General features: G+C 58.2%; 12 protein-coding genes and 1 tRNA gene. 11 read left to right on the forward strand and 2 right to left on the reverse strand.

The window, feature by feature from the left end; genetic code table 11:
- From uvrC to ACZ5M5_RS11690, 4 genes are all read left to right on the forward strand, one after another.
- Positions 1–1,824 (forward strand): excinuclease ABC subunit UvrC, encoded by a 1,824-nt coding sequence (gene uvrC / locus ACZ5M5_RS11675; protein WP_464739053.1) that lies wholly within the window; start codon positions 1–3, stop codon positions 1,822–1,824.
- 32 nt (positions 1,825–1,856) lie between these two features.
- A complete protein-coding gene (gene pgsA / locus ACZ5M5_RS11680) occupies positions 1,857–2,417 on the forward strand; it encodes a CDP-diacylglycerol--glycerol-3-phosphate 3-phosphatidyltransferase (protein ID WP_018608070.1) in 561 nt (186 codons plus the stop codon).
- 63 nt (positions 2,418–2,480) lie between these two features.
- Positions 2,481–2,556 (forward strand) — tRNA-Gly (locus ACZ5M5_RS11685).
- A 143-nt stretch (positions 2,557–2,699) separates the two neighbouring features.
- Positions 2,700–3,083 (forward strand): Arm DNA-binding domain-containing protein, encoded by a 384-nt coding sequence (locus ACZ5M5_RS11690; protein ID WP_464739054.1) that lies wholly within the window; start codon positions 2,700–2,702, stop codon positions 3,081–3,083.
- 213 nt (positions 3,084–3,296) lie between these two features.
- On the opposite strand, the gene ACZ5M5_RS11695 is transcribed toward ACZ5M5_RS11690, so the two are convergent.
- The gene (locus tag ACZ5M5_RS11695; protein WP_464739055.1) at positions 3,297–3,653 is read right to left on the reverse strand and encodes a type II toxin-antitoxin system RelE/ParE family toxin; all 357 of its coding nucleotides are present in this window, start codon (positions 3,651–3,653) and stop codon (positions 3,297–3,299) included.
- Positions 3,654–3,655: 2 nt separating this feature from the next.
- Complete coding sequence (locus ACZ5M5_RS11700) at positions 3,656–3,946, reverse strand: type II toxin-antitoxin system ParD family antitoxin (protein WP_257109965.1); 291 nt, start codon at positions 3,944–3,946, stop codon at positions 3,656–3,658.
- Positions 3,947–4,478: 532 nt separating this feature from the next.
- Between ACZ5M5_RS11700 and ACZ5M5_RS11705 the strand changes: the two genes are divergently transcribed.
- The 7 genes from ACZ5M5_RS11705 to ACZ5M5_RS11735 all read left to right on the forward strand — a co-directional run bounded on the left by ACZ5M5_RS11705 (position 4,479) and on the right by ACZ5M5_RS11735 (position 24,855).
- The gene (locus ACZ5M5_RS11705; RefSeq protein WP_231662144.1) at positions 4,479–4,889 is read left to right on the forward strand and encodes a hypothetical protein; all 411 of its coding nucleotides are present in this window, start codon (positions 4,479–4,481) and stop codon (positions 4,887–4,889) included.
- Positions 4,890–4,959: 70 nt separating this feature from the next.
- Positions 4,960–5,358 carry a hypothetical protein gene (locus tag ACZ5M5_RS11710; RefSeq protein WP_231662145.1) on the forward strand — a complete coding sequence of 133 codons (399 nt, stop codon included), beginning with the start codon at positions 4,960–4,962 and terminating at the stop codon, positions 5,356–5,358.
- Positions 5,359–5,376: 18 nt separating this feature from the next.
- Positions 5,377–6,675 carry a hypothetical protein gene (locus ACZ5M5_RS11715; RefSeq protein ID WP_464739056.1) on the forward strand — a complete coding sequence of 433 codons (1,299 nt, stop codon included), beginning with the start codon at positions 5,377–5,379 and terminating at the stop codon, positions 6,673–6,675.
- 12 nt (positions 6,676–6,687) lie between these two features.
- Entirely contained in the window at positions 6,688–7,554 is an 867-nt protein-coding gene (locus ACZ5M5_RS11720; protein WP_464739057.1) for an exonuclease/endonuclease/phosphatase family protein, read from the forward strand.
- Complete coding sequence (locus ACZ5M5_RS11725; protein ID WP_257109576.1) at positions 7,551–8,186, forward strand: hypothetical protein; 636 nt, start codon at positions 7,551–7,553, stop codon at positions 8,184–8,186. The genes ACZ5M5_RS11720 and ACZ5M5_RS11725 overlap by 4 nt, the downstream gene beginning before the upstream one ends.
- Positions 8,187–8,284: 98 nt before the next feature.
- Positions 8,285–11,833, forward strand: a complete 3,549-nt coding sequence (locus tag ACZ5M5_RS11730) for a hemagglutinin (RefSeq protein ID WP_231662149.1) — start codon at positions 8,285–8,287, stop codon at positions 11,831–11,833.
- Positions 11,830–24,855, forward strand: coding sequence for a LysM peptidoglycan-binding domain-containing protein (locus ACZ5M5_RS11735; RefSeq protein ID WP_464739058.1), 13,026 nt, complete (start codon positions 11,830–11,832; stop codon positions 24,853–24,855). Before ACZ5M5_RS11730 ends, ACZ5M5_RS11735 begins: the two co-directional genes overlap by 4 nt.
- The last annotated feature ends 88 nt before the right edge of the window (positions 24,856–24,943 follow it).

The raw sequence follows: 24,943 nt of genomic DNA on the forward strand, positions 1-24,943 counted from the left end.
ATGACTGAATTGTTTGATCCCAGCGCGTTCCTCTCCACCTGCAGCGGTCGCCCCGGCGTGTACCGCATGTTCGACAGCGAGGCGCGCCTGCTTTATGTCGGCAAGGCCAAGAACCTCAAGAAACGCCTGGCCAGCTACTTTCGCAAGACCGGCCTGGCCCCGAAGACCTCTGCGCTGGTGGGGCGCATCGCGCAAATCGAAACGACGATCACCGCCAATGAAACCGAGGCGTTGCTGCTCGAGCAGACGCTGATCAAGGAATGGCGGCCGCCCTACAACATCCTGCTGCGCGACGACAAATCCTACCCCTACGTGTTTCTGTCCGACGGGGCGTTTCCGCGCCTGAGCATTCATCGGGGTGCCAAGAAGGCCAAGGGCAGGTATTTCGGCCCTTATCCCAGCGCCGGGGCGATTCGTGAAAGCCTCAGCCTGCTGCAGAAGACCTTCTTCGTTCGCCAGTGTGAAGACAGCTACTACAAGAACCGCACCCGGCCCTGCCTGCAGTACCAGATCAAGCGCTGCAAGGCGCCTTGCGTGGGGTTTGTCGAGCCCCAGGTCTACGCCGAGGACGTGCGTCACTCGGTGATGTTCCTGGAGGGCCGCAGCAATGCGCTGACCGATGAACTGTCGGCAGCCATGGAGGACGCGGCGGTCAACCTTGAATTCGAACGCGCCGCCGAGCTGCGCGACCAGATCGGCCTGCTGCGCCGTGTGCAGGACCAGCAAAGCATGGAAGGCGGCAGTGGCGATGTCGATGTGGTCGCCGCGTTCATCAACCCGGGCGGCGCCTGCGTGCACTTGATCAGCGTGCGCGGCGGTCGCGTGTTGGGCAGCAAGAACTTCTTTCCCCAAGTGGGTATCGAGGAAGACGTGGCCGAGGTCATGGCGGCATTCCTGGGCCAGTACTACATCAGCAGTCCGGAACGGGACTTGCCGGCCGAGTTGATCGTCAACGTGGTCCATGAAGATTTCCCGGCCCTGATCGAAGCCATCGACAAGCTCCGCGGTCGTGAACTGACCATCAGCCACCGCGTTCGCGGCACCCGTGCCCGTTGGCAGCAACTGGCCGTGACCAACGCCGAACAGGCCCTGGGCGCGCGCCTGGCCAATCGTCAGCACGTGGCGGCGCGGTTCGATGCCCTGGCCGATGTCCTCAACCTGGATGAGCCGCCGCAGCGGCTGGAATGCTACGACATCAGTCACTCCAGCGGCGAGGCGACCGTGGCCTCCTGCGTGGTGTTCGGTCCCGAAGGCCCGATCAAGTCCGACTACCGCCGTTACAACATCGAAGGCGTCACGCCGGGCGATGACTATGCGGCGATGCACCAGGCGTTGATGCGGCGCTTTGGCAAGCTGAAGGACGGGGAGGGCAAGTTGCCGGATATCCTCCTGGTGGACGGCGGCAAAGGCCAGTTGTCCATGGCCCGCGATGTGCTCAATGAGCTGATGGTTCCCGACCTGATCCTGCTCGGCGTGGCCAAGGGCGCGACGCGCAAGGCCGGCTTCGAGACCTTGTACCTGAACGATGCCGCCCATGAGTTCATCCTCAAGGGCGATTCGCCAGCGCTGCACCTGATCCAACAGATTCGCGACGAAGCCCACCGTTTCGCCATCACCGGACACCGTGCCCGCCGTGGCAAGACGCGCCGTACGTCTACACTTGAAGGTGTGGCAGGCGTCGGCCCGACCCGCCGTCGCGACTTGTTGAAACATTTTGGTGGATTGCAGGAACTGTCTCGTGCCAGCATCGAGGAGATAGCCAAAGCACCCGGTATCAGTAAAAAGCTCGCAGAGTCGATTTATGCAAACCTGCATAGCGAGTAGAATGCCCGTCAACCTCGTAGCCAGTTGTGCCGATGAATATCCCAAACCTGATTACCGTTCTACGCGTCCTGCTCATCCCGATCTTCATTTTGCTGTTCTATTTGCCGTACCACTGGAGCTACGTGGCCTCCGCCTCGGTCTTCGCCTTCGCCGCCGCGACGGACTGGCTGGATGGTTACCTGGCCCGACGCCTGGAGCAGAGCACGCCCTTCGGCGCGTTCCTCGATCCGGTGGCCGACAAGCTGATGGTCGCGGTGGCCCTGGTGCTGCTGGTGCAGGAACATGGCAACCTCTGGCTGACCTTGCCGGCGGCGGTGATCATTGGTCGCGAAATCGTCGTCTCGGCGCTCCGGGAATGGATGGCCGAGCTGGGCGCTCGTGCCCAAGTCGCCGTGTCGAACCTCGGCAAATGGAAAACCGCCGCGCAGATGCTCGCGCTGGTGATCCTGCTGGCCAACCCGTCGGATTTCAGCTTCTGGGTGCTGTTGGGCTATGCGCTGCTGCTGGTTTCCGCTGGGCTGACGTTGTGGTCGATGGTGCAATACCTGCGCGCTGCCTGGCCGCATCTGCGGACGGATGTAGAGCCGAAATAAAACTTTTTTGAATCAAAGGGTTGACGGCGGAATCTGAATCTATAGAATGCGCCACACCAAGACGCGGGAATAGCTCAGTTGGTAGAGCACGACCTTGCCAAGGTCGGGGTCGCGAGTTCGAGTCTCGTTTCCCGCTCCAATTATTTTTCTATACACTTCCATTGAAGTATGTAGAAACCAAAAAAAGAGGCTTCGGCCTCTTTTTTTATTCCAGTAAGTTCCACTCGGAAACACTACCATCTACGTTTTTCTAGTACATTTTTTAGTACATTAATCCGGCGTTTGGTAGATCACTTTCTCGTTGGGTTTGCCTCTCTGGAAAATGTACAAATCTCCCCTATTCAAACGAGACGGAGATTTTACGATGGCCCTCACCAAAATACCACGGTCCGACACGCCAAACCCCGTGCCAAGGACTATACCCTCCCTGACTGCAACGGCCTCGCTCTTTTCGTGAGTACGAAAGGTACCAAGTGCTGGCACTTCCGCTTTTCCTGGGCGGATAAGCAACCGCGTATTTCTCTCGGTACCTATCCTGAAATTGGCTTACGAGATGCTCGCGCTCTGCGTGATGTTGTGAGGGCGCTGATCGCCAGGGGTATCGATCCGCGTGTCCATCGGCGGCTGGTGCGTAATGCTAGGCGTCTGGCAACGGAAAACGCCTAAGAAGCGATCTTTCAGCATTGAAAGTGGTGCGCAAAGTTGAGCGTCGTGTTTCTGATTGTGAGTCTCGATAGCCCGGCCGGATCAGAACCTCCCGCTTCAATTGGCTGCCGAGTTGGCTGATAGCGAGGGTGCTCAGGCTGAGATGTAGTGAGATGGGGGGCGCCTTACCTTCGCTGTTGACGGTCAGTTAAGTCCGGGGGGGCAGGCCGGTGATCAGTCATTAGGCAAGTGCAATTGCACTTCCATGGCGTCATGAAGGAGTCTGACGACCTCGATCACGTCGTCGTTTGCCACACGATAGAACACGATATGGCGTGGGCTTTTGACTGTTCCATGGGTTTGTTTGGCCTGCTGGCGTGAATAGATGAGGTGGTAGCTGCGAAGGCCCGGTGCAAGCTCATCGCGGTCGTGGCTGCCAATGAGATAAGGCGTGTCGGCAATCGCTTGCAGCGCCGCGAGGATCAGTGCTTGGTAGCGCTGGCGTGCTTGATTGCCGAACTGCGTCTGGGAGAGCCTGAGGATGTCGACAATGTCGGCGCGCGCCGCGTTGGAAATCCGATACTGCGTCATGCTCAGTGTTTCTCTCTCGCGGGGAGGGTTGCCTCCACGCTCAAGCCCTCAAGGTAGTGTTCCAGATCCCCTTCGTTCAACTGAGTAAAACGCCCGCGCTCAAGATCCATGATGCCGATCGAGGTCGCCTGACGCAGGGCCTCAATTTTGGCGGTGTCTTCGGCGACGCGCTGTTCCAATAGTCGTAAACCTTCGCGCATCACTTCGCTGGCATTCTGATAACGGCCGGACTGCACCAGGTCATGGATAACCTGTTCCTGGTGAGGGGTGAGTACAACGTTTCGCGTCGCCATAATTAGCTCCAGCTCTGGACAAAAGTTTTTTTCAACTATTGGCATATTATGCCATTTTGCCTTCAAGCACATCGTTTGAGATTTGGATCTCTATTCGATGATTTTCGCTGATCACATCCAATCCCTCTAGCCAAGCGGCCTTAGGTGGTTGATTGATGATCGAAAGATTTTATTTTATTTCATGGCTCAGGATGGCAAGCCCTCAAACGACGTAGCCAGAGGAACAGGCTTCAGTGGTCGCGGAATGGACGCCTAGCAGACCTCTGTATACCAAGGCCCAGAACCGCTCATCCCTACCCAGAGGAACGCTTCGCGTCACGTACCTGAGGCAGGAGCCGTATGCGGTAGTTCCGCACGTACGGATCTGTGCGGGGGGTGGCAGGTAACTGCGATCCCTACCGCGATCGAATCTCTGAATTGTGCGGATTTCCTAAAAATTCTTCGGATCAACCTTGCGGAACAAACCCCTGTTTACTAGCCTGAAATTCGCACATGGCATGTTGCTACTAAACAACCCAATGGAAGGCCAAGGATGAGCACATTCGTACGTTCCCTTACCATCGAAATCTTCAATGCAAGCGGCGCTGACATCACCGTCAACTACGGCCTCCTGACTGGCGGAGAGTGGGCGTCGGCGCCGGTTCCCGGCACGGTGATTGAAGCAACTACCCAGCAATCCTACGTTAACGGTGTACCCAACACCCTGACGGCTCTCGGAGGCCAGCTCTTACTGACTCCAGCCGCTGGGGGCACCATCACTCCAACCTGGAACTGGCCGTCGGGCTCCCCAGTCTCCGGTAGCGTGAGCAACACGGCGACTGATCTGGCTGTCAGTAATCAGATCATCAACGCCCAGACCAATAATCCCACTCTTCAAGTGATCATCTCCAATGCAAGTACGAGCGCCAGGATCGTAGCAGCAGTCAAGAGCGGCGATTTCTGATCGTCTCTGAAGAGGAGAGGGCCGACACTGAAGTGTCGGCCCTCTCTGCGCTGTGGGGAGGATCAGGATCATGCCGATTGAGCAAGCGGACGGCGTTTATGTCGTTCAAGTCGCGATACAAAATTCAAGTGACACCGCCTTAACGCTGACCTTTGGAATGCTGACGTACGGAAGCTGGGTTCCTCAGGAGGGGAATGGCATACCTCTACCGGGCACGATTCTCGCGCCAGCAGGAGCGCTTACTTACTTCAACGCGGCAGTAAATGCCTTGTCCTCCGTGGGTGGAAGTATTTCCTTCTTGCCCGCCAATGGTGGATCGCTGGTTGTTTCTTGGGAGCGAGAGCAGGGGGCTGCCTTGACCGTAAACGTATCGATCACCAGCGATACCCTCACGGCGCAATGTAGCAGCATCAATGTCGGGACACTGAGCCCAACCGCTCAATACCTCGTCACTAATATCAGCAGTTGAGCAGGGAAAGGTACGCGAATGGCTACCAGCTCTTACAGTTTTTCGAACGCACTACCCCCCACTACATCCACTGGGACCGAGGGGCCGTTCCTGATTCCACCTATAACCGTGGGAACGCCGGATTATACCAAGCCGCTATTAATCTACGTCATCTCGGTGTGTGCACAGAACACCACGACGGCAACACCGGGCATCACCAGTTCACAGAACTCGGTGTTCACGCTCTCGTTTGTTCAATCGAGTTACTCGAGTACGACGTTTCTTGCCTTGGTCAGCGTGACCGCTGCGTCGGTATATAGCCAGGATCCAGCCACCAGAACCCAGATGCTGGCGGCCTTCAAACAGTTTCGCCAGCAAGTTGAAGTGCTTGAAGTTTCTGCTGCATCGGCAAGTGGCGGACTTCTGCCGGGCGCAGCTGTGACGCTACTCAATCGTGTGGCATTGTCCATGCCTCTAAGGATCGATGAGGTGCTCCCATACCTCTACAGTTTCGATCCGGTCAATCAGCTTGTCGACCTCGCCCCAGGAATGAACTTGCGAGTTGAATGGGCAGGGTATCAATACTGCGATCCACCTGGCGGACCAGGCTATGGATTCAACGCCTTCGCCAACACCGGTATGAGCCGGCTTCGTGTGGTCCAGAGACCCGATCTTTCTCTCTCGTTGGATGCGTTTGCTGGCGCCTTCGCCCCGGGATACGGGACTAATCCAGCGGCGACCTGCCCGATATTGGCGGCCGGTCCGCTCGATCTGTGCCTGGGTGGCAATACCCGCCGCCATCTGAGAGTGATCCTCCCGACGATAATCACCGGTTCGGCCTCACTGGATAATAGCGGCTCGCAGCAGCAGCTCAGTTCATGGTTGATCGGAGCCGACACATTTGCCGATCTCGACGCCGCCACGACCGACATTATGAAGGGGGGGACCGGCTGCGGCAGGCAAGCGAGCGGAAACCCGATTGTAAGCATCAGTTTTACCGGCAGAGTGATGCTGGTCCCCGAGATTACCGTGCTGCTGAACGGCAATCCGATGTCCGTGCCATTGGGGACCACGATAAAAAACCTGGTTGCAGAATATGCAGACCCGACATCGGCCCAGTACCGGAGCAGCAACAATATCAATTCCGACTTGAATCTTGGAATGAACCGGCGACTGCAGAATACCGGGGCGCCGAGCGCGGCGGCGACCACCAAGTATTATCAAGCCAACTTTATCTTTCTTCCGACTAATTCGGCACAGCCTCCGGTCTATTTGGGCAAAGCCGGGGATCAGTATGACTCGCCACTTCTCAAGGGCGACTCTATAAATATCACCTGAAGGGGTGGAATTATGCTTCGGCAGTTGAGCGTTTCCCTCTCGGCCTGGGTTGTTGCGCTGTTTCTGATCGCCAACGCACATGCAGCTGATCTGACGGTAGGCTCTTTGAATGCGCTGCATCTTGGATGGGGAGCGACGGCAACCACAAAGAGCAAATGCGATCAAATAAAAGTGCTAATGGCTACAGTGGATATATTGTTTTTACAGGAGACAATGCAGACGTCCGTACCCTGTACTGGGCTGGGTACCGGAGTTCAGCAAGATTGCTCTGGGATGAAGGGGGCCAGCTCTTATAAGGAGGCTTATTGCTATGTTTACAAATCCAGCAAAATAACAGTAGTAGCCTATATCAACGCGCCAAGCGCTTCGTTCAGTCGCCCTCCCTACGCGATACTCACAAAAATAAAGGTGACGGGTAAGGCAGATAAATATGCATGGTTTGCCAATATCCATTCTGTTTTCGGTAAAACGGTGAAACCACGTCAGGACGAGGCCACGGCAGCGGGTGCGTTTTTCAAGAGCCTCACCACGACGACCTACGGAACAATAACGGTTCCGCCCAAAGGCTTTCCAGTGATCATCGGCGGCGACTGGAACCTCGCGGTGACCAACAAGAAAAACGTCTATCAGACAGGCTTTAAATGGGTTGACCCAGTCGCGAATCCAACCACCGCTCCGCAGGCTTGCCCGGATAATGATCCGACCAGCCTGACCACCAAGGGGGCTCCGTCCAGTCCTTATGATCACCTCATAATCACCGGCGTCTCCCTGACGGGTGATCCCTCTTGCTACCTCACCACCAATAGCCTGTCCGGGCTCGGTTGGCGGCAAAATGTATCCGATCATATGGCGATATATTGGGGGGTGACATTCAAATGAACCGCTGCCTTGCATTATTAACCATTGTTTTCATATTTCTGTCACCTCGACTGTACGCGGATACAGACTTCATTATTCCGGAACAATGTATTCAGGGCGCAACTGGAGCAGCTTCCGACGATTTGGCAACAGGAGGGGACCAGCCGATCGTGGAAGTTTACAGGTTGTTCACGTCAACACCAGACAAATACGCGACGGTAACCAATGTATACGCAGACGGCAGTAAGAACTGGTACGTTGAATTCGACGCCCCGCAATATGACCTTTATGCCATCAAAACATCATACACCCCGTTCTTAACCACTTATCAGTCGGCTTCTTATTATCAGGGGGCGTCTGGCAAGGTCGCCCTTGCTCTGCCTGTAGGCAATGCGCTGAGTCGTATCTGGGAGTATTACAATATAAAACTCGGAAGCGCTTTGGGCGGCGCTTTTATCGAATTTGCGCCAGACGTTGTCGCGGATGATCCATTTACCATGCAGGTAGATGCTGACGGCGACATCACGGTGTATTGCTATCAAGAAGTTTTCGGCGGTCAGGCCGTAACGGTTTATGACAAAGATCACGAGTTTTATGGCACTGGAATTATACAAAGCGACGGCTCTATCCGTTGGGACCAGTCACAGCAATAGTCCTATTACGAGGCAAGAAAATGTCAGCCCTTTGTCAATATCCGTCGCAGACCAGCTTATATGTGCCAGACACCTTATCGCCAGGTGATAGCGTGTGGATGGCGTACCTGCTGCCGGCGGGTGTGACGGGGCCGCAAACGTTGAGCTTGTCCGATGCCATCTCCTCAGGGGGTTGGTTCATCGTTGTCCCTGGACTGGTACCGGCTCAAATAGACAGTTTTGTTGCAGCCGCTCAAGTCTATTTTGCCAACAGCGCCAGAGCGGGCGCGTTCGCCGCGTGGTTTCAAAACATTGAAAATCCTGCGGTCGGGCTAAGTGGAATGGTGGTCTATGCGACCCGCTCCAGCGCGCAGGCTGTCGTAATCCGGTCGGCGCAGATTCAGGGGGCGAATTTATCCATCAATATCGACAGTGGTTCCATTTTTGCCGTTTCCGAAGATGGATTGAGCTTGTCCATCTCCGGAAACGGCAATAGCTGGTCGGTGACGCCATTCGGCTCTCGCCAGCCTTATCAATTGCCCTGGCTGAGCGGCGGAGCTATCAATGTGCTTGGTCCAAGTCCCACCTCGGGTTGCTTTCAGTTCTCGGTGTCCGTCACAGAGGCCGCAGCCGAACAGTTGGATATCGGTCTGCGTTCCTATACCGCGCCGGTTGGCGGCGGTTACGCTCAAAGCGCGAGCCACAGGTTTCTGGTTTTCGGCACCTCTGGCCTCTCACTGGACATGACGCTCGACCCATTGGCACCGCTCGACCATCTGCGCAGTTTCGCAGGGTTTATCTCCAGTCAGTCGCCACTGGCCTCAACCTACCGCACAGCCGTTGGCGAAACGGTCAACCTTGCACCCGCAGCCAATGCCTCGTTGGTATTCACAGATCGCCTCCTTGCGGTTGATGCCAGCGGCAACCCTGTCGTTCTGGCAGGCAACAAGACCGTCGCCATGACGCCCAGCGGGGATTTCACGGTATCGCTGTCTGCGACCGGGAAGGCGTCGCTGCCCGGTTCCGCACCCGATCTCAGCGCAACACTGATGTGTGGCTTATCGGCGGTGGAGTACTTGGGTGTCAACGCGTCAGCGACGCTGAATTTTGTTCCGGATCAACCGGCGTTCGCAGCGACGCTCAGAGCCGCCACCGGCACCGGAGCCAGTGACACGAGGCGCGTCTTTGGGCCACTCACTGGAGCAGGCCGGACTTCATGGGCCTACCTGTCCGTAGACGATGGCTCGACCTACTTCGCGCAACCCGACAGCTCGGTGTTGCACAATGGACCGGGGGACGCGTCCTCTCCATTCTTGAACTATCTGCCAGTGGAACTCGGGGCCCTTGCACCTTCAGCGCTCCGCGCCAACGCGCTTGAAGATGAGCAGGGTAGTTATCCGCTATTGCCTTACGCCGGTGTGACGGTCGGTGTCGGCTTGACCACCGAAGACCTCTCACAGTTCGAAATGCAAGCCTGGGCGCCCAAGCGCAAGGCGCTGATCCAGCAGATGATCAATCTCAGCACGAGCGGCTTCACCGCATCCACGGCAACGCTGCCCTCACCGCCGTTTGGTACGACCCCCCAAGGTCTGCTGCTCGAGTTCAACCAGGCCGGGAGCGAATTGGGTTGGGCGCACCTGACGCTCGGTAACTCTCCTTCAGTCGTGCCGATGTATCGCAGTAACACCGTCGTGCTCAGTTCCGTCGATGGCCCATTGAAGGACGCGCTGCAAACAAACCAGTTGGCGCTCATCATGTCCGCGGGTGATCGCTTCGCGGCCTGTGGCAGCTTCCCCTATGTCCTGACGCAGGAACGCTATCTGACCCTGACAAATGTCATCACGGATTCGGCAGTGACGACGGCGATCGCCCCTTTGGTGGTGGGCGTCAGCCCCGGTTCTGGCATGTGGCCGGATGAAGCCGCGCTGAACATTTCGCTGCAAGGTGTCCTGACGGCCGCTCAGTACGACACCTGGGCCCAGACAATCCGTTCCTATACCGGCGATTTAAGCCTCTTCGTCGCGGATTGGGAGTTTGACTTGTCCCCATGGCGCTGGGCGGATCACAACTCCATCGTCATTTTTAAGTTCTGCAATAAGCAGTTGGTACAAATCGTTGCAGATACCGCCCAATGGACTGAGGGCGACGCCTTCAATACGTCGACGGCGGCGACCCAAAAGATCATCTCAGACATTTTCGATGAGGCGATAACCCGGCTGGAAGCAGGCGATACCGACCTCAGCTATTTCGTCAATACGGTGATGCTGAGCGCCAACTGGAACGGCATACTTGTGTTGAATGGAGAGGTTCCCCTTTCCGGACTGCCGCCGCAGTTGGAAGGTCTTGCCGCAGGCATCGACGCGTCAAAGTTCCAGGCCCACCATTTAGGCATCACCGTCACTCCGGTCGTCACCGGTGCCGCGGAGTACGTGACGACAGCGAGCTCAGCGTTCGGCCTTATCGACTATAACTCGCTTGAGCCTTTGACCAGCACCCAGGCCTATGACTACAAGGTGCTGTCACTGAAGGTCGGGATCGCCAATTCAGAAATCATTTCGTTTTCCAGTTCGATCGAACTGATGATCAATGAACTCTTCGGCGAACAATCGACCCAGGAAAACGCGTCCGATAACAATCTGGTCTTGTACGGTACTTACCAGAAGAGCGGTGGGGTAGGGACCTACTCCTTCACCAGCAATGGTTCCACGTCCTATAGCATGTCGAGCAGCACGCTCTACATGGTCAACATTCAGACCGCGTCCTTCATCACCGTTACCAGTGATGACGATGATCCAGGCGACACCACGGTCAACTCTCTTTTCCAGCTAAGCGGGTCGGTTTCGTTCCTGCCGCAGACCGGATTCGATCTTTTCTCCTATGGTCCAGAGCAGGCTGTCATCGATCTCGGCGGAGTAGGGGGCGGCCTGGTCTATTCGGCGTTGTCGATAGACATGACCTTCGATCAAGCGTCGCCCACTTATCGAACGTTTGTGTTCGATGCGACAAAAATCTTGCTCGACCAGGGCGCCAGCGAAGTTCGAGTACTCAGTCTGGCCGCCCATTTTCCGATGAGACTCACGGGGTTGGTTCAGGGGACAGGGCAGGCGACGCCAGACTCGATGGGCTTCATGCCTGTTGATTCTCCGATTCAGGGCAGCGTGCTCACGGCCCCATGGTTCGGCCTGGAGTTCGAGCTCGATCTCGGTTCTCTGGGCGCTCTCGCTGCGCAGGCGGGTTTTACCGCATCGCTGATGCTGGGATGGGCGCCCAATGTGAACGGCGTTAGCAACTATGTAGGCCTCAGCATGCCTGGCGTCAGCGGCGGTGATCGGGCGATCTCGCTGCAAGGTGTGCTCAAGTTGGCGTTCGGTGATGTTTCGTTCCTGGTCCAGCCACCGACCTACATTCTTCAGCTCAAAGACATCGCGTTGAAGTTCTTGAGTCTCAGTTTCCCGCCGAACGGGCAGATCAACATGCTGATGTTCGGCAATCCGGACGCCCCGACCAGCGGCGCCCTGGGCTGGTACGCCGCGTACCTGAAAAACGGCGCGGGTGGTAACGCTGGCACAGGCAACAATGCTGCCAGCCGTCTCAAGGCCACCAGGCACGGAAATACGGTGCTGATCGCGCCGCAACACGAGATCAAAAGGCAGGGAGCCAAGCAATGAACATCCAGGATCTTTGGACCAGCCTCCACACCAATGACTACCTGAACGCTTCAAATACGAGACTGGCGCTTCCGGCCAACAATGAGCTGGGATCGGCACCGGTCACAGCGCTGCTCAGTGATACCACGCTGTTTCCAGGCGCCAGTCTCGAAATGGCGCTCTCAAGTGCAACGCCGCCGGGCGAGGTCATCACACTGGCTGGCACGCTGGCCGGAACCTTCATGGGATTCGCGATGCCGGCCGCCACCGCAGTGTTCAGTGTCGACAGCAATGGCGTGGCGCAGCTATCCCTCGCGGTCACGTTGGGTGACGGGCAGGTGCTGGGTATCGCATTCCCCAAGATCGCCAATGATGTTCCGGGCCAATATGATTTCACAGGGGCCAGCCTGACTGCGGCGTCAGCCGCATCGGGCAGCACGCTGACTTTTTCAGGCGTGCCGGTTCCTCCAAAGACCTATGCCAAACTCTGGAGCGGTGCCATTTCCCCGGTGACCGGCTCCATCACAAGCTGGGCGGACCCCAGCACGGCATGTCCCGTTTTCTCGCTCTCAAACAAGCTGGCCACCACCGCCGCGCAGGCCGGGCTGCTCACTTTCAAGGCGCAAATTTCGCTGACGAGTTCGTCTTCCGGTGGCGCGGGCCAATTGGTGGGTGAGATCCCTGCCGGGCAATTGGCAGTGAGTGCCGTACCGATGTCGAGCGTCTTGCCTGTCAACGATGGGACCGGTCCGGTTTTCGGCACCTCGGATGGCTGGAAGCTCGGTATTCCGGATCTTTCGAGCCTTGCGGCGCTGTTCGTCGGTACACAGCTCGCCGCTTATGTCCCGCCACGTTTTCCCCTCGGAAGCGCACTCAACGTTACCCGCATTTCGTTGTCGCTGACCTATGGCGGAGCCACATCGTCGGTCATGACGACGAAAGTGGTCGAGGACACGTCTGTCTCGCTATTGCCCCTCAATGCGGCGAACCTCGATAGCATCGAGTTCTCGTTCTCCATGGTGCTCTCCAATGTATTGAGCTTGAGCATTGGCGTCGGAGGCAATTTCCATTTCTTCGGTAACGTGGCCCTTAGCTTCTACGCAGGTGTATCCGTCCCCTCATTGATCGGCCGGTTCTACAACAACAACGTTATCGATGTTTCCGACCTGCTTTCGGTTGTCGGTATAACGGGCATCCCGCAAAGCGGCTGTGTGTTCGAGACGCTCAGCGCTACGGTGGATGTCAACAACGGCTACTACGCGTTCAATGGTCAAGCGCTCTTTACCGGGGCTGATTGGTCAATCAATCTGGGTAGCGGGCTGACACTGATCGAGATTGACAGTCTTGGCCTGGCGATCGACAAGTCGGCGGCGAAAACAACCGCTCAACTCTCGACTTCATTTGTGTTCCTGGGCTCTGAGTTTTACGCAACGGCCTATAACAGCTCCGGTTCGGCAGGGTGGGTGCTAACCGGTACGATGTCGCCCGACACACCGATGAAGATCGCCGATGTCGCTCGTCAGCTCCTGCCCTGGATCGCCGACGCCGTACCGGACATCGCCATCAACTACCTGCAATGCCAGTTCGACACCAGCAACAACACCTACATGGTCAACGTTCAGGTGATGTGGAAACTGGATATTTTGCCAGTGTCCATCACGGCTGAATTCATGCTGCGATCCAGCCGCGTGACCTCCACTGATCCGGCACAGTATTCCGGTTATGTGCGGGGCATCGTCGATATCAATGGCATGCTCCTGGGTGTGGCATACGTCTTCGATCCCACCACCACTGACATCATCTTCAGCTACAAGAGTCTGTCGGTCACTTATCACAAAGACAACAACGTCGCCGCCAACACCTACGTTGCAGTCAGTTTGAATAACAGCACTGTCGGCGACCTGTTCAGCTTCCTGCTGGAGTTCGCCGATCCCGGTCGGAACATCTCGCTCTCTTCGCCTTGGGACGTGCTGGAAAAGATCGGCTTGCCGAACCTGACGGTCAAGGTCTATCTCCAGACCAAAAACATTGAAGTCGATATGGATCTCAGCGTTGATCTGGGCTTCATGAAACTCACTAAATTTGTCCTGAAGTACACCAAGCAGTATGGCAAGTCGAAGTTCGACCTTCAGCTCAGTGGAAACTTCCTGGGGCAGGATTACGGCCAGAACGGTGCCGCACCACTCAGTTGGGACCCCCTGAACCAGGCACCGCCGGTTGTGCCCGGCGCCGGCACCCAAAGCTTCGATCTGGAATACCTTGGCCTTGGTCAGCGCATGGCGCTGCGCGGGACACCACCGGCAACCATGGATGGCGTCATCAAGGCCCTTGAGAAAGCGTTGGTTCCCACGGGCAACCCACAGCAAAATCCGGCCACACAATTACCGGGGCTGTCGTATGACGCGGGCTCCAACTGGCTGATCGGAACCCGTTTTACCGCGATGTCGACGGTACAACTCAGCGTCGTCTTCAACGACCCCAATCTCTATGGTCTGCTGATCCAGCTTTCCGGCACCCGGGCGGGTTCATTGGCCGGCCTTCGCTTCGAAATCCTGTACCGCAAGATCAGCGACACCATCGGCGTCTACCACATCGAACTGACGCTGCCCGATGCCATGCGACACATCGAAATGGGCGAAGTCTCGATTACATTGCCCATCGTCACCCTGGATATCTATACCAACGGAAACTTCCGTGTCGACGTTGGTTTTCCGCCAAGCCTCACTGATTTTTCCAGATCCGGCTCGGTCCAGGTTTTCCCGTTCATCGGCTACGGTGGCTTTTACTTTGCCGTGCTCAACGGGACGACCTCGACCAATGTGCCGGTTATCTCGAACGGCAATTTCTCGCCGGTGCTCGAATTCGGCCTGGCACTCCAGATCGGTGTCGGAAAAACCATCTCACTGGGCATTCTGTCCGGTGGCATCAGTATTACCGTCGGTGGTCAGCTTCAGGGGGTACTTGCCTGGTTCAATCCGACCTCGCCCAGTCTGTCGCCGGAGCGTTACCTCCATCTGCGCGGAACAGTGGCGGTGGTCGGTATTGTCTATGCGACCGTCGACTTCGGAATCATCCAGGCCAGTGTCAACCTGACCGTCTATGCCTCTGTTTCTCTGAACATGGAAAGCTACAAGGCCATCCTGCTTGAGATCAGTGCGGGTGTACGCGTCAGTGTCTCGATCAAGATCGTCTTTATCCGCATTCGTTTTTCCTTCTCGGCGACAATCACCGAGAGCTTCACCCTAGGCTCAGACTCCAGCACTCCCTGGCTTATCGCCTCGAGCTCAAATCCTCAGAACGTCCTGCGTGGTTCCTACCGGCCCCAGGCGCTTGTGCCGCGCCAGCGGCCCTACGCGAAGCTTCGCAGCCGACCCGCACGCAGCCTCCAAAAGCGCGGGATGCTGCTGCGCCGCTCCGCACTCAACCTGATGGCGACAACGACGGTCAACCTGACGGCGATCCCGTTGATTTCCCAGGCATTGCCCAGCGACTTCAGTTTCCCGGGTGCACCGACTTTTCCTGGCACCAGCATGAACCCGGTCCTAGCCCTGTTGCTGGGCATGGAGACGTCGACGGATCCCCGTTCGGGTACCAACCAGTTCCTGACATTCGTCACCGAATGGATCACTGATTCTATCGGTCACACTCACGAGACCCTTTCGGCTGCGCTGATCGATGAAATTCTGGACGCTCTCTCCCTGAACGATGTGGCGTCCACGATCTTTACCTACAGCGCATTGGAGACGTTGTTCACCAGCAACAACATCCAGTTTTCGATCGCGGCCCGGCCGACCACGGATCCCGGCACAGAGATCCCCATGGCCTTGATGGCCATGATTCCCGAACTGACGATGTCGACCCCTGATTTCTCCATCAACTTCTTGTCTGACCGAGTGCCGGAAGGCGACTACGAACAGACGATCCAACAGTATTTTGCCGACCTGGCCGCTCAGTTCGCGGCCCGTGATACAGGCTCAACCCTGCGAGCCGCGGAGTTGATGGAAACGCCGGACTCCATGGCGACCATCATATTCCGCTACTACTTCCAGATGCTGACCAAGGGCCTGATGCAGCAGGCCAAGAGTCTGCTGGCCGATTTTGACCTGAAACTCGACGAGTCCCAGACCGCAACCGCCTTGCTGACATCGATCGCCAACCGCTTTACCAACAACTACACGGTACGTCCCGGCGATACGCTGGCCTCGATAGGCAACCTGTTTGGCGTGAGCGGAGCGGATCTCAGGGCAGCCAACCCGGACTACCAGAACGCTGAACCGACTGTCGGCCAGACCGTGTTCATCCCGACGACTACGGTCACGTACACCAGTCAGACCGGCGATACGCTGGCTGGGCTCGCGGCATGCTTTGGCGTCTCCGAGGCCGATCTTCAGGCCGCCAATCCTGGTGTGGATTTCAATAATCTACAGGTCGGAACCGCACTCACGATTCCGGCGATGCGCATCCTGCACACGGTCATTGCCGACGAAAGCGGGGCATCGGTCGCCGCGGATTTCGGCATCGACCTCGGCACGCTGAAAGCTGCCAACCCAGGCGTCAATTTCAATCCACTGGCCGCCGGGACAGAGTTGTTGATACCCCTTCAGGTGACTCCTTACATGGTCGCGACCAGTAATCAGTCCGCACAGAACGTCCTCAACACCGCGGTGACGCTGGCCCTCGGCGACATCACCTTCACGGCCAAATCCACGGACAGCATCACCTCGCTGGCGGCGCAATTCGGCGTCACCGCCGAGCAATTGGTGACAACAAACGCCGAGAGCCTGACCGTGATAAACCCGGGCCAGTCAATTTCGCTCGGCGATCTGACCACAGTTACCCGAGCAGGGGAGAGCTACAACTCAATCATTGGCTACTGGTACGACCGTATCGTTGATTTCGATCCAACGACGCTGACCACGGCCAACCCGGCCCTGACTTTAACAGCCGGTCAGAAGCTCTCGATCCCACAGACCACCACCCACGACACGATCTACACGGTCCAGAGTGGAGACACCTTTGCCAAAGTGGCGGCGGCCTACCCAGGCCTCACGCTCTCCCAACTGCTTGGCAACAACGCCGCAATCGGCCTTGATATCGGCCAAACCGTTAGTCTGCCGGCCGTCGCTGTCCCGACCAGCAGCAGTTTCATCCTGCCCTATGCGGCCACGACGGGCGATACACTGGCCTCTATTGCCGGAGCGTTCTTTGCGGCCGATGAGCGAACCCAGGCGGCGGCGATCCAGAGCCTGCAGCAGTGGAATGGTACCCAGGTCGCAACGGCCCCGTTGGCTGTCGGTCAGATCATCAACATCCCGTATGCCAGCAGCTTCGGGAACATCCAGCGCCAGTATAAAGTCTCCGCGAAGCGGATCGCCGATAGCACGGCCTCAGGAATGGCATCGCTCCTGGCAGCCCGGGCATCGCTGACAGCGCCAAATGTGAGCCATTCGATAGCGGCCACTGACACGCTGAGTAGCATCTCTGCAGCCTATGATCTGTCCCTCGAACAACTGACAGATTGCATTGCCTTGGTCTCCGGCCTCTTTCAGGTCGATGCCACGTCGAAGATCTTGACCTTGTCTGTCGTTGCGATCCCCGGCATGCGCCTGTCGGTACTTACCGATAACCTGGCGTCCATGGGGATGTTCACCGATGCGCTGAACATGACCAGCCGTTTCATGATGAGCGGCCTGAGAGCCCCGGCGCCGAAGCTCCCTGGGCAGCCAGCCCCCTCGGCAACATTGGCGTATCCGCTCTATGCCCTGGTTGGTCAGGAATACCCGCTGGGCGCGGTTGCCACTGGCTACGACATCGACATTGGCAGCTCAGGTGCGTCGTGGGTGTCCGTCGACGCCAGCGCTGCGGTCATGCCGCTGGTCCAGCCAGAAATCGATCAGATCAACAGCTTCAGGACGCTTATGTTCCAACCCAGCGTCTCCCAGACCATTGCGTTGCCGCAGTTTACCTACGTGGCCGATTGCCAGTCCGTGGGGACGATCAACCTCTGGGTGACCCCGCAAGTGCCGGCGCAGATCATCCCTAGTGGTCAGAAAGTGGTGCAGCCGTCGATGTGGACGCTGCCCGATGCAATGATATCGGCACTTGCCGCCAGCCCCTCGGGTACGCTGCTGTACCAGCCAAAATCCGGCACCACGACGTCCGATGGCAGCATCCTGAGCGTTGTCCTCGAAAACACCTGCTACGCGACCTCGATCAGCATCGATATCCAGACGATCCCCAACGCGCCCGACGGCATCTATATGGTCGCCGGCGCCGATCAGGCGGGGATGCAACGGCTGTTGGCGCTGTGGGAATTCCTGACCAGCAACGGCGAGACCGCAACCCTCTATATCGCCTATCCGGATCAGAGCTCGTCCAGCACGAGCGGTGTTCTGGTCTCTGACGCGCTGAGCCGGACCGACAGCTTCATGCTGAAAACGAACCTCAGTACCGAAAGCCATGGCGCACCGCAACTCACGCTGCGCAAAACGCCGATCCGCATGCTCAATACCGGTCTGCTGGAAACGCCGCTGGCCGATCTCGAACCCGATAATTCGCTCAATTTCCTGCAGCTGCTGTGGGAATGCAGTGTGGTCAAATCCGGTGGCTACTATTTGCGCTATGTTACGACGGATGGAACGGTGGGGCTGCCTCAAACCCTCTTTACCGGCGGAACCCAGGCGACCATTCAGATCATTGTGGTCGCCGACAATCAAGCAGCGGGTAGCCCGGTGGCGTACTCCTTCAACAACGTGGCGCTGATCGGTGACAACGTCGATACCGGCACGCATAACATCTTCTTCGAGGCGCTGACCCATGAGGTCACGAGCTCAGACACCCTTGCCAGTGTGGCGCAACTCTATGCCTCTTATGTCAGCCTCGATGCCGTCTCGTTGGCTGAACTTAACCAGACCGTTGTCGGAACCATGGTGCCGGGTACCACCGTTACGGGGGCGTTGGGACAAGTCACAGTGCTGGCGACTGATAGTTTCCTCAGTCTGGCGCAGCGTGCTGGCGTGACGGTTGCCGCGATTGCCACGCAGAAAGCCCAGGTGACTGGCTGGCTTCAGCCCGGCAGTGAGCTTCAGTTCTCCGGTAACCCGGTCCAGCTCGTCGCACCCGGCGAGACCCTGGCATCCATCTCGCAGGAATATGACTTCCTTGATCCGGAGGCGCTGGCCGCGCTCAATCTCAACACGGTTGACCTGCTCTTGGTCGGGGCGACACTCACGATCCCGGCGAAGGCGGACTACGTCATTCAGGCCGGTGACACGTTTGGCAGCATCGCGTCTGCCCAGGCCACCGATCTGTCCCTGATTGCCGATGCGAACCAAGATGGGCAGATCCTGACGGCCGGCCAACCCATCATTGTCGGGGGCGGTACGCTTAACCTCACCGCCACCTTGCCGCAAGGGCATATCGGTTTCGACGTTACCCGGGCGAACCCACAGCCCGTCGATCCTGCGGATGAAACCGATCAACAGGCGCTGAACACGCTCTTCAACCTGCTCGGTTTCCAGATCACGGAAACGGCGGCCCTCAAAGCCAGCAACGAGGGGCTGCCGGCCGGTCCCACGACGCAAAATGATGATGATCCGTGGGACTACCAGCAGGTCATGTCGGTGCTTGCTTTTGCGAAGGTCAACCATGCTATCGATAGCGCTCCATTGCCGCCACCGGCGTTGAACCCCTATGCCGGTATCAGCGCTAATGCGATGTCCGAGGTCGCTCTTGCGTTCCAGGACGTACTCGGCAACCGCACCAACGGCTCGGTGATGAGCCCCATCGATCAGCCGCTGGGCTACACCGACCAGATGATTCCGGTCGGGGCATGGCCCTCGGCGACGGCGGCTTATCGCTTTTCTTCCCCAGCGTCGGGGGACAACAATCTGGCGGTCACCGTTTCGATTTCGCCAACGCAGTTCCTGCCGGACAACGCTCCGCTGCAGATGGTGGGGGGCGCGCCAAGTGCCGCGCTGTCAACAGCACCGGCTGTTCGCGCCAGCGGTGCCTTGGCCACCTATCAAACCGTTTCGTACCAATTGCAGCAGCCCGATGTGACCGGTTGGCTGAGCACGACACTTGGCACGCTCGATGATGCGCAAAACGTTGGCGAAACGGCGCGCATTCGTCTCCTCGGCCTGGCGAACTCCGCCTATGTCTTCTTGACCGGTGCACAGGACCTGGTCGTCGATCCGGTTACGCTGGGACCCAATGGCTACAAGGACATTGGCGCGTTGTTGAACCTCGCACTGTCGCAGAGCTCCACCGGCTACGCGGTGTCAGTCTCCAACCTGGGACAATACAACGCGGTTGCCCGGGCCGATCTGCTGTGGGGGCAGGGGACCCAACTCGCGGTTCCGGACAATTATCTGGTGCTGTCCGGTGATACGCCTCAAGCCATCGTCACCCGCCTGGACGGCGCCATCGACCTGGCTACGCTGGCGAACAACAACGCCGCAGTAAAAGTGGCCCAGGATGCAATGGTTCACACGGCCGTACGGTCTGCCACGGTCGGTTCGGCCGGGTTGTCTCTCAGTGCGATCGGGCTTCAGGTCGGAACGCTGGTGGTCGATGGCCCGGGTAACGTCCCGGGGTTGGTGACGCCAAACGCGGCGGTACCACTTAACGCAAACCTTACGCTGACCTATTCCGACACAACGGGTCAGTACAGCTACCAGACAACGGCCAGCGTGACGCTGGAGGACGCCGCGGCCAGTTTCACCAAGCAGGTCCGCGAGAACAGCGGTGATCAGGAGGCCGTCGTCACCGTGCTTGAAGTCGCCGGGGCCAATGAGTTTCTGGATGACATCTGGCCGATCGGCACGGTGCTCACGATCTCTAGTGTGCTTGCCAACTCAAACGATACCTTGACCTCGTTGGTCACCGACTTCGGCGCGCCAAGCGGCGCAACGGGCACACCTGAAGCCCAGTTTCTTGCGGGCAACGCTGAGGTACCCGGCATTTGGGCGGTTAACACCGCGCTGTTCATCAAGACGGTGCCGGTCTCCATTGCCGAGGGCGAGACGCTGGCGGATATCGCCGGCATGTACGCCAGCGATGTGGGTTCCATACTTGATCAGAACCGCACGGTGCCATTCCTGGACTCGGCCCTGCTTGCCATCCCATACCTGGCGAACAATACCGGCATCCGCGCCAGCGTCTACGGCGCAACGGGCGCCGAGACGTTTTCCGGGATTGTCTCCAAGTACTCGGGCTGGAGCCTGAACGGGGTCGCTCAATACAACGGTGACGTGCCCGGTCTGTTCGCCGCGGTGGCGATTAACCTCAATGGTCGGACGATCACGCCGACCGTGACATCGACGATCAACGAGCTGGCGCTGGCATTCGGTCTCAGCGTCAACGACTTCATGGCCCAAGTCAGCGCGCTCGCCGGTATCATCGCGGCCGGGGCCGCCATTGTCGCTCCGGCCATGACTTCGCTCAGCGGCGACACCCTCCATGACGTGGCGTCGCGCTACAACCTCGATGAAGGCAGCCTTGCTTCGGCGTGTGCTTCGTTGCCAGGTTTGCTGCCCGCCAACCAGACGATTGTCATTGAAGGCACTCGCTACCAGACGTATGCCAACGACACCTTTGGCCTGCTGACGGCGCGTGTCAACGCCGACCGAGTGGCCCTGAACTTGACACAGCTCAGTGTGGCCGATGTCGCCGCTGCGGCTTCCGGTGTTTCGGTCAGTGCCCGTACACTGTTGGCGCCACCGCTGACCGGTTCGGTATTGGCGGCGGTTACCCCGGCCAAAACCAAGGCGATCCTTAGTCTCGGCGTGTCCCTGACGATGAGCCGCGATCCGGCCCTGCTGGCGCCGGCCTTCGCCGGGGCGCCCCATGTCGTTTCAGCCCGGACCGATATACCGGCCCAGCCGTTTGCCGGCTTGACGGCGGCAGACCAGGGCTCGCTCCAGCAGTTCGCGATTGATTTCGAGACCGCGTTCCCAGGGCTGAAGATTGCAACCGGCCCTGCATCGACCCAGACCCAGGGCATCACACAGATCAAGAAACCTTCGTTGAAGCTGGCAGCCAGTGCAAACCCCGCGTCATCGACAGGTGGAAAGACGCTGTGGGTGGTCAACTTCTCGGACTCCGGCGTAGGCATCACCTACGAGGTCAACCCATCCGGGGTTCGCTATTTTGGCGTGACGCCGCTCTCGACCGTCGCCTGGAACAACACCGTCGAGGTGCCGACCTATTCCGCCGATAAGGGGTTGCTCTGGACCGGTAAGCAGCAGGCTTTCCGTGCGGCGGATCCGGATCAATGGAACCAGCAGTTCCTGGCCGCCATCGATCTGCTTCTATCGCCGTCATATGCCGTACCGGGATCCTCGGACAGTAAGGTTGCCGCCGACATTGCCAGCGTGATTGCCGCTAAAGGTGGTATCGCCAGCGGTATGTCCAGGATCGTCGCGCCCATTATCGGGACTGACAGCACTGGGCTCGATGAAGCGCAGACCACGCTGAAGCAACAGTTGCTGACAACCTTGAGCTCTGCGTACTCGGTACAGACGCTGGTCCAGATCGATCTCGATGTCCAAGGCGTAGGGGCGGGCAATGATCCAACCACGGCGCCACAGCTCTCCGGCAATCTGGTGGCCGGGGTCATCCGGACGCCGGATGACGCGGTCGCGGTCACCGATCCGAACCAACCGTTCGCACCTCTGGCCGCCCAGACACAGGTTTCCCAGAGTTTCCTCGCGGAGACCATTTTTTATGTCCCGAACATTATTCGTCCGGGGTTGACGGTGAGCTATGCCGGCGTCCCTGATACCTACACGACCACGGGCTCCGATTCGCTCAGTACGATTGCCGCGTTCTTCAACGTCGAACTGCCCGGGAATCTACCTTCCGGGATGACGCTGGCCGCCACCGATGAACCGCTGTTCCTGGGCTCCACGGCGATCAACGTGACGTCCTATGTGGTGCCTGCCTCGCTTGCCACGATCACGGACGTGGCCGCATGGATGAGCGTCGAGATTTCGGATGTGGTCAACGCCAACTCCGAGCGCACGAGGTTCTTCGCCGTGGGCAGTACGGTGACCATCGACGGCACCGCGTACACGCCGAGCACGACAGATACGCTGGAAATGATCGCCGTCCATTTCGGTGGTCAAGATCAGTTCTCGGATAGCCTGGCCGATATTGATGCCGGGACATTGCCTGGCAGCTACACGTTGAACAGCCTGGCACCTGCGCGTGGCATTCAGAACGTACCGCAAATGAGCATCGCCACGGCAAAGGGTGCGCTTGCCACCAGCGGATCGCGAATTACCACGCTGTTCGGGGTCAAGGACCCGGCCATTCAGAAGTCGGTCGTACTCAATCTCGACTATCAGGTCAGCCAGATGGAGTTCGATCTTCATTCGGTGGACGGTATCCAGGGATACAAGAGTTCGTCCTGGCTCAACTTCATCATTCCCATCGTCAACGGTGCGAACACTGATGGGCATGTCGGCCAGATCCAGGTACCGGTACCGCTACGGGGTTACCCGGGGCCGGCGATCATCTCGGATCAGTCTGCGAGCAACGCGACGCTGACCCCGGAACCGGCCAAAGTGCTGGCCCAGTGGGACTACGGCTTCACGACGAAGCGGCAGTATGCGGCTCAAGACCAAATGACGCTGGAAGTTCGTTTCAATCAGACCAGTGACGACAGTGCGGACGCCCTGAGCTACGCGAGTGCGCCAAAATACGAGAGTGTCATTGAGGTGTTGGCGGCTTTCTCGGCGGTCTGGCCCGCTATATCGGCTGACCTTGCGCAACTGCCGGATACGGAGGCAGATACCGTCAGCCCGGCCGCAGCCAACGCGGTAGCGGCGCTCGCCGACTTGGCGGCCAGGCTCCAGAATGCGTGGAGCGGCGTGCAGGCCATGAGGCTGTTCGCAGGCCTGCCTGAAAAGACGTTCAATTACTTGATGTCGACGTTGATCCGCGGGATACCCGCCCAGATCAGCGGCGTCACGCTGGATCGCATCGGTCAGATGACGGATTTTTCGGTAGACCCTGACGATTTCCTGTTTGCGACCAATGCAGGCTATCAGGCCGATCTAAACAACGGGGTCGTTCCGGCTGCGTTAGCGGTCGAGTTCGATGGATATGGCTTCAAGCTGAGCGGCCAGCAGACGATCAAGCCTGCGGTTGCCGGGGGCGGTAATACAGACTGGCTGGTCGTCGATCCGGCGGGCACGCAAACAGTGGTCGACGGGCAACACAATTCCCAGGTCTTTACTGCACCACAGACCTACAGGTTGACGTTGTCGGGGACGGGGACATCAGCGGTGATCCAGGTATACCGCCAGATACTGTGGCCGGGCCTGAAGTACGTACCTCCCGGCAATGGGGTTGATAGAGAGGGGACTTGGCTGAATGGCTCTCAGGCAGGGACCCGTTTGGCCTTTGCGCTGGAGGAACAGCAAGCGCTGATCTCAGACCAGTTGGAACTCGATTACGACTTCTACCGGCTCAATCTGCTGTTGCTGCAGAACGCCAGCGGCGGAACGTCGATTTCGCGCAACGCCAACTTGATTGCCGGTGCCCAGATAAATCCGCTGTTCATCTACAAGACACCAGTGGTGAAATTTCCGACACGGATCACGCCGCTGCTCAGTCATGTCGAAACGGTGTCTATGACGGGGCCAGACTTGACCTCGGCACTCAGCAACTTTTTCGAGACGCTCGTCGCTTCGCAAACCCAGGCCTTGCCGGGAACGATACGCCAGATGCGCATCGGCGCCGCCTATTGGCAGTCGGTGGATGGCAAGACCGATCCGACAACGCCGGGCAGTCTTTCTATCCGTAATCCCTTGGTATTGGCACCGACCGTCCAGTTCAACGTCGACACTGACTGGAAAGCCTCGGGTCTTGTGGGAACACTGGCTTCAGCCATGACAAACAGCGCGGAGCAAATGGGCATTACGGCCGCAGCGCCAGGGCAGTGGGTACTCGATGTACTGGTCTACAGCTATGTTGAGGGTGCCGATAAACTCACCGGGATTCTGGATATTCAAAATCAGATCTACCCTGCCTGAGTTAGCGCGCGGTTCAGGTGCAGCAGCTTTGTTTCACTTGCTGGTGAGCCGTCAGGCAGTAAATGAAGGGCCTTTCAGGGCCCTCGAC

The organism is Pseudomonas sp. Van50, assembly GCF_055390755.1.

Coding starts and splice junctions, on each gene's coding strand:
- uvrC (WP_464739053.1), top strand. CDS start 1: ATGACTGAATTGTTTGATCCCAGCGCGTTCCTCTCCACCTGCAGCGGT.
- pgsA (WP_018608070.1), top strand. CDS start 1,857: ATGAATATCCCAAACCTGATTACCGTTCTACGCGTCCTGCTCATCCCG.
- ACZ5M5_RS11695 (WP_464739055.1), bottom strand. CDS start 3,653: ATGACGCAGTATCGGATTTCCAACGCGGCGCGCGCCGACATTGTCGAC.
- ACZ5M5_RS11700 (WP_257109965.1), bottom strand. CDS start 3,946: ATGGCGACGCGAAACGTTGTACTCACCCCTCACCAGGAACAGGTTATC.
- ACZ5M5_RS11705 (WP_231662144.1), top strand. CDS start 4,479: ATGAGCACATTCGTACGTTCCCTTACCATCGAAATCTTCAATGCAAGC.
- ACZ5M5_RS11710 (WP_231662145.1), top strand. CDS start 4,960: ATGCCGATTGAGCAAGCGGACGGCGTTTATGTCGTTCAAGTCGCGATA.
- ACZ5M5_RS11715 (WP_464739056.1), top strand. CDS start 5,377: ATGGCTACCAGCTCTTACAGTTTTTCGAACGCACTACCCCCCACTACA.
- ACZ5M5_RS11720 (WP_464739057.1), top strand. CDS start 6,688: ATGCTTCGGCAGTTGAGCGTTTCCCTCTCGGCCTGGGTTGTTGCGCTG.
- ACZ5M5_RS11725 (WP_257109576.1), top strand. CDS start 7,551: ATGAACCGCTGCCTTGCATTATTAACCATTGTTTTCATATTTCTGTCA.
- ACZ5M5_RS11730 (WP_231662149.1), top strand. CDS start 8,285: ATGGCGTACCTGCTGCCGGCGGGTGTGACGGGGCCGCAAACGTTGAGC.
- ACZ5M5_RS11735 (WP_464739058.1), top strand. CDS start 11,830: ATGAACATCCAGGATCTTTGGACCAGCCTCCACACCAATGACTACCTG.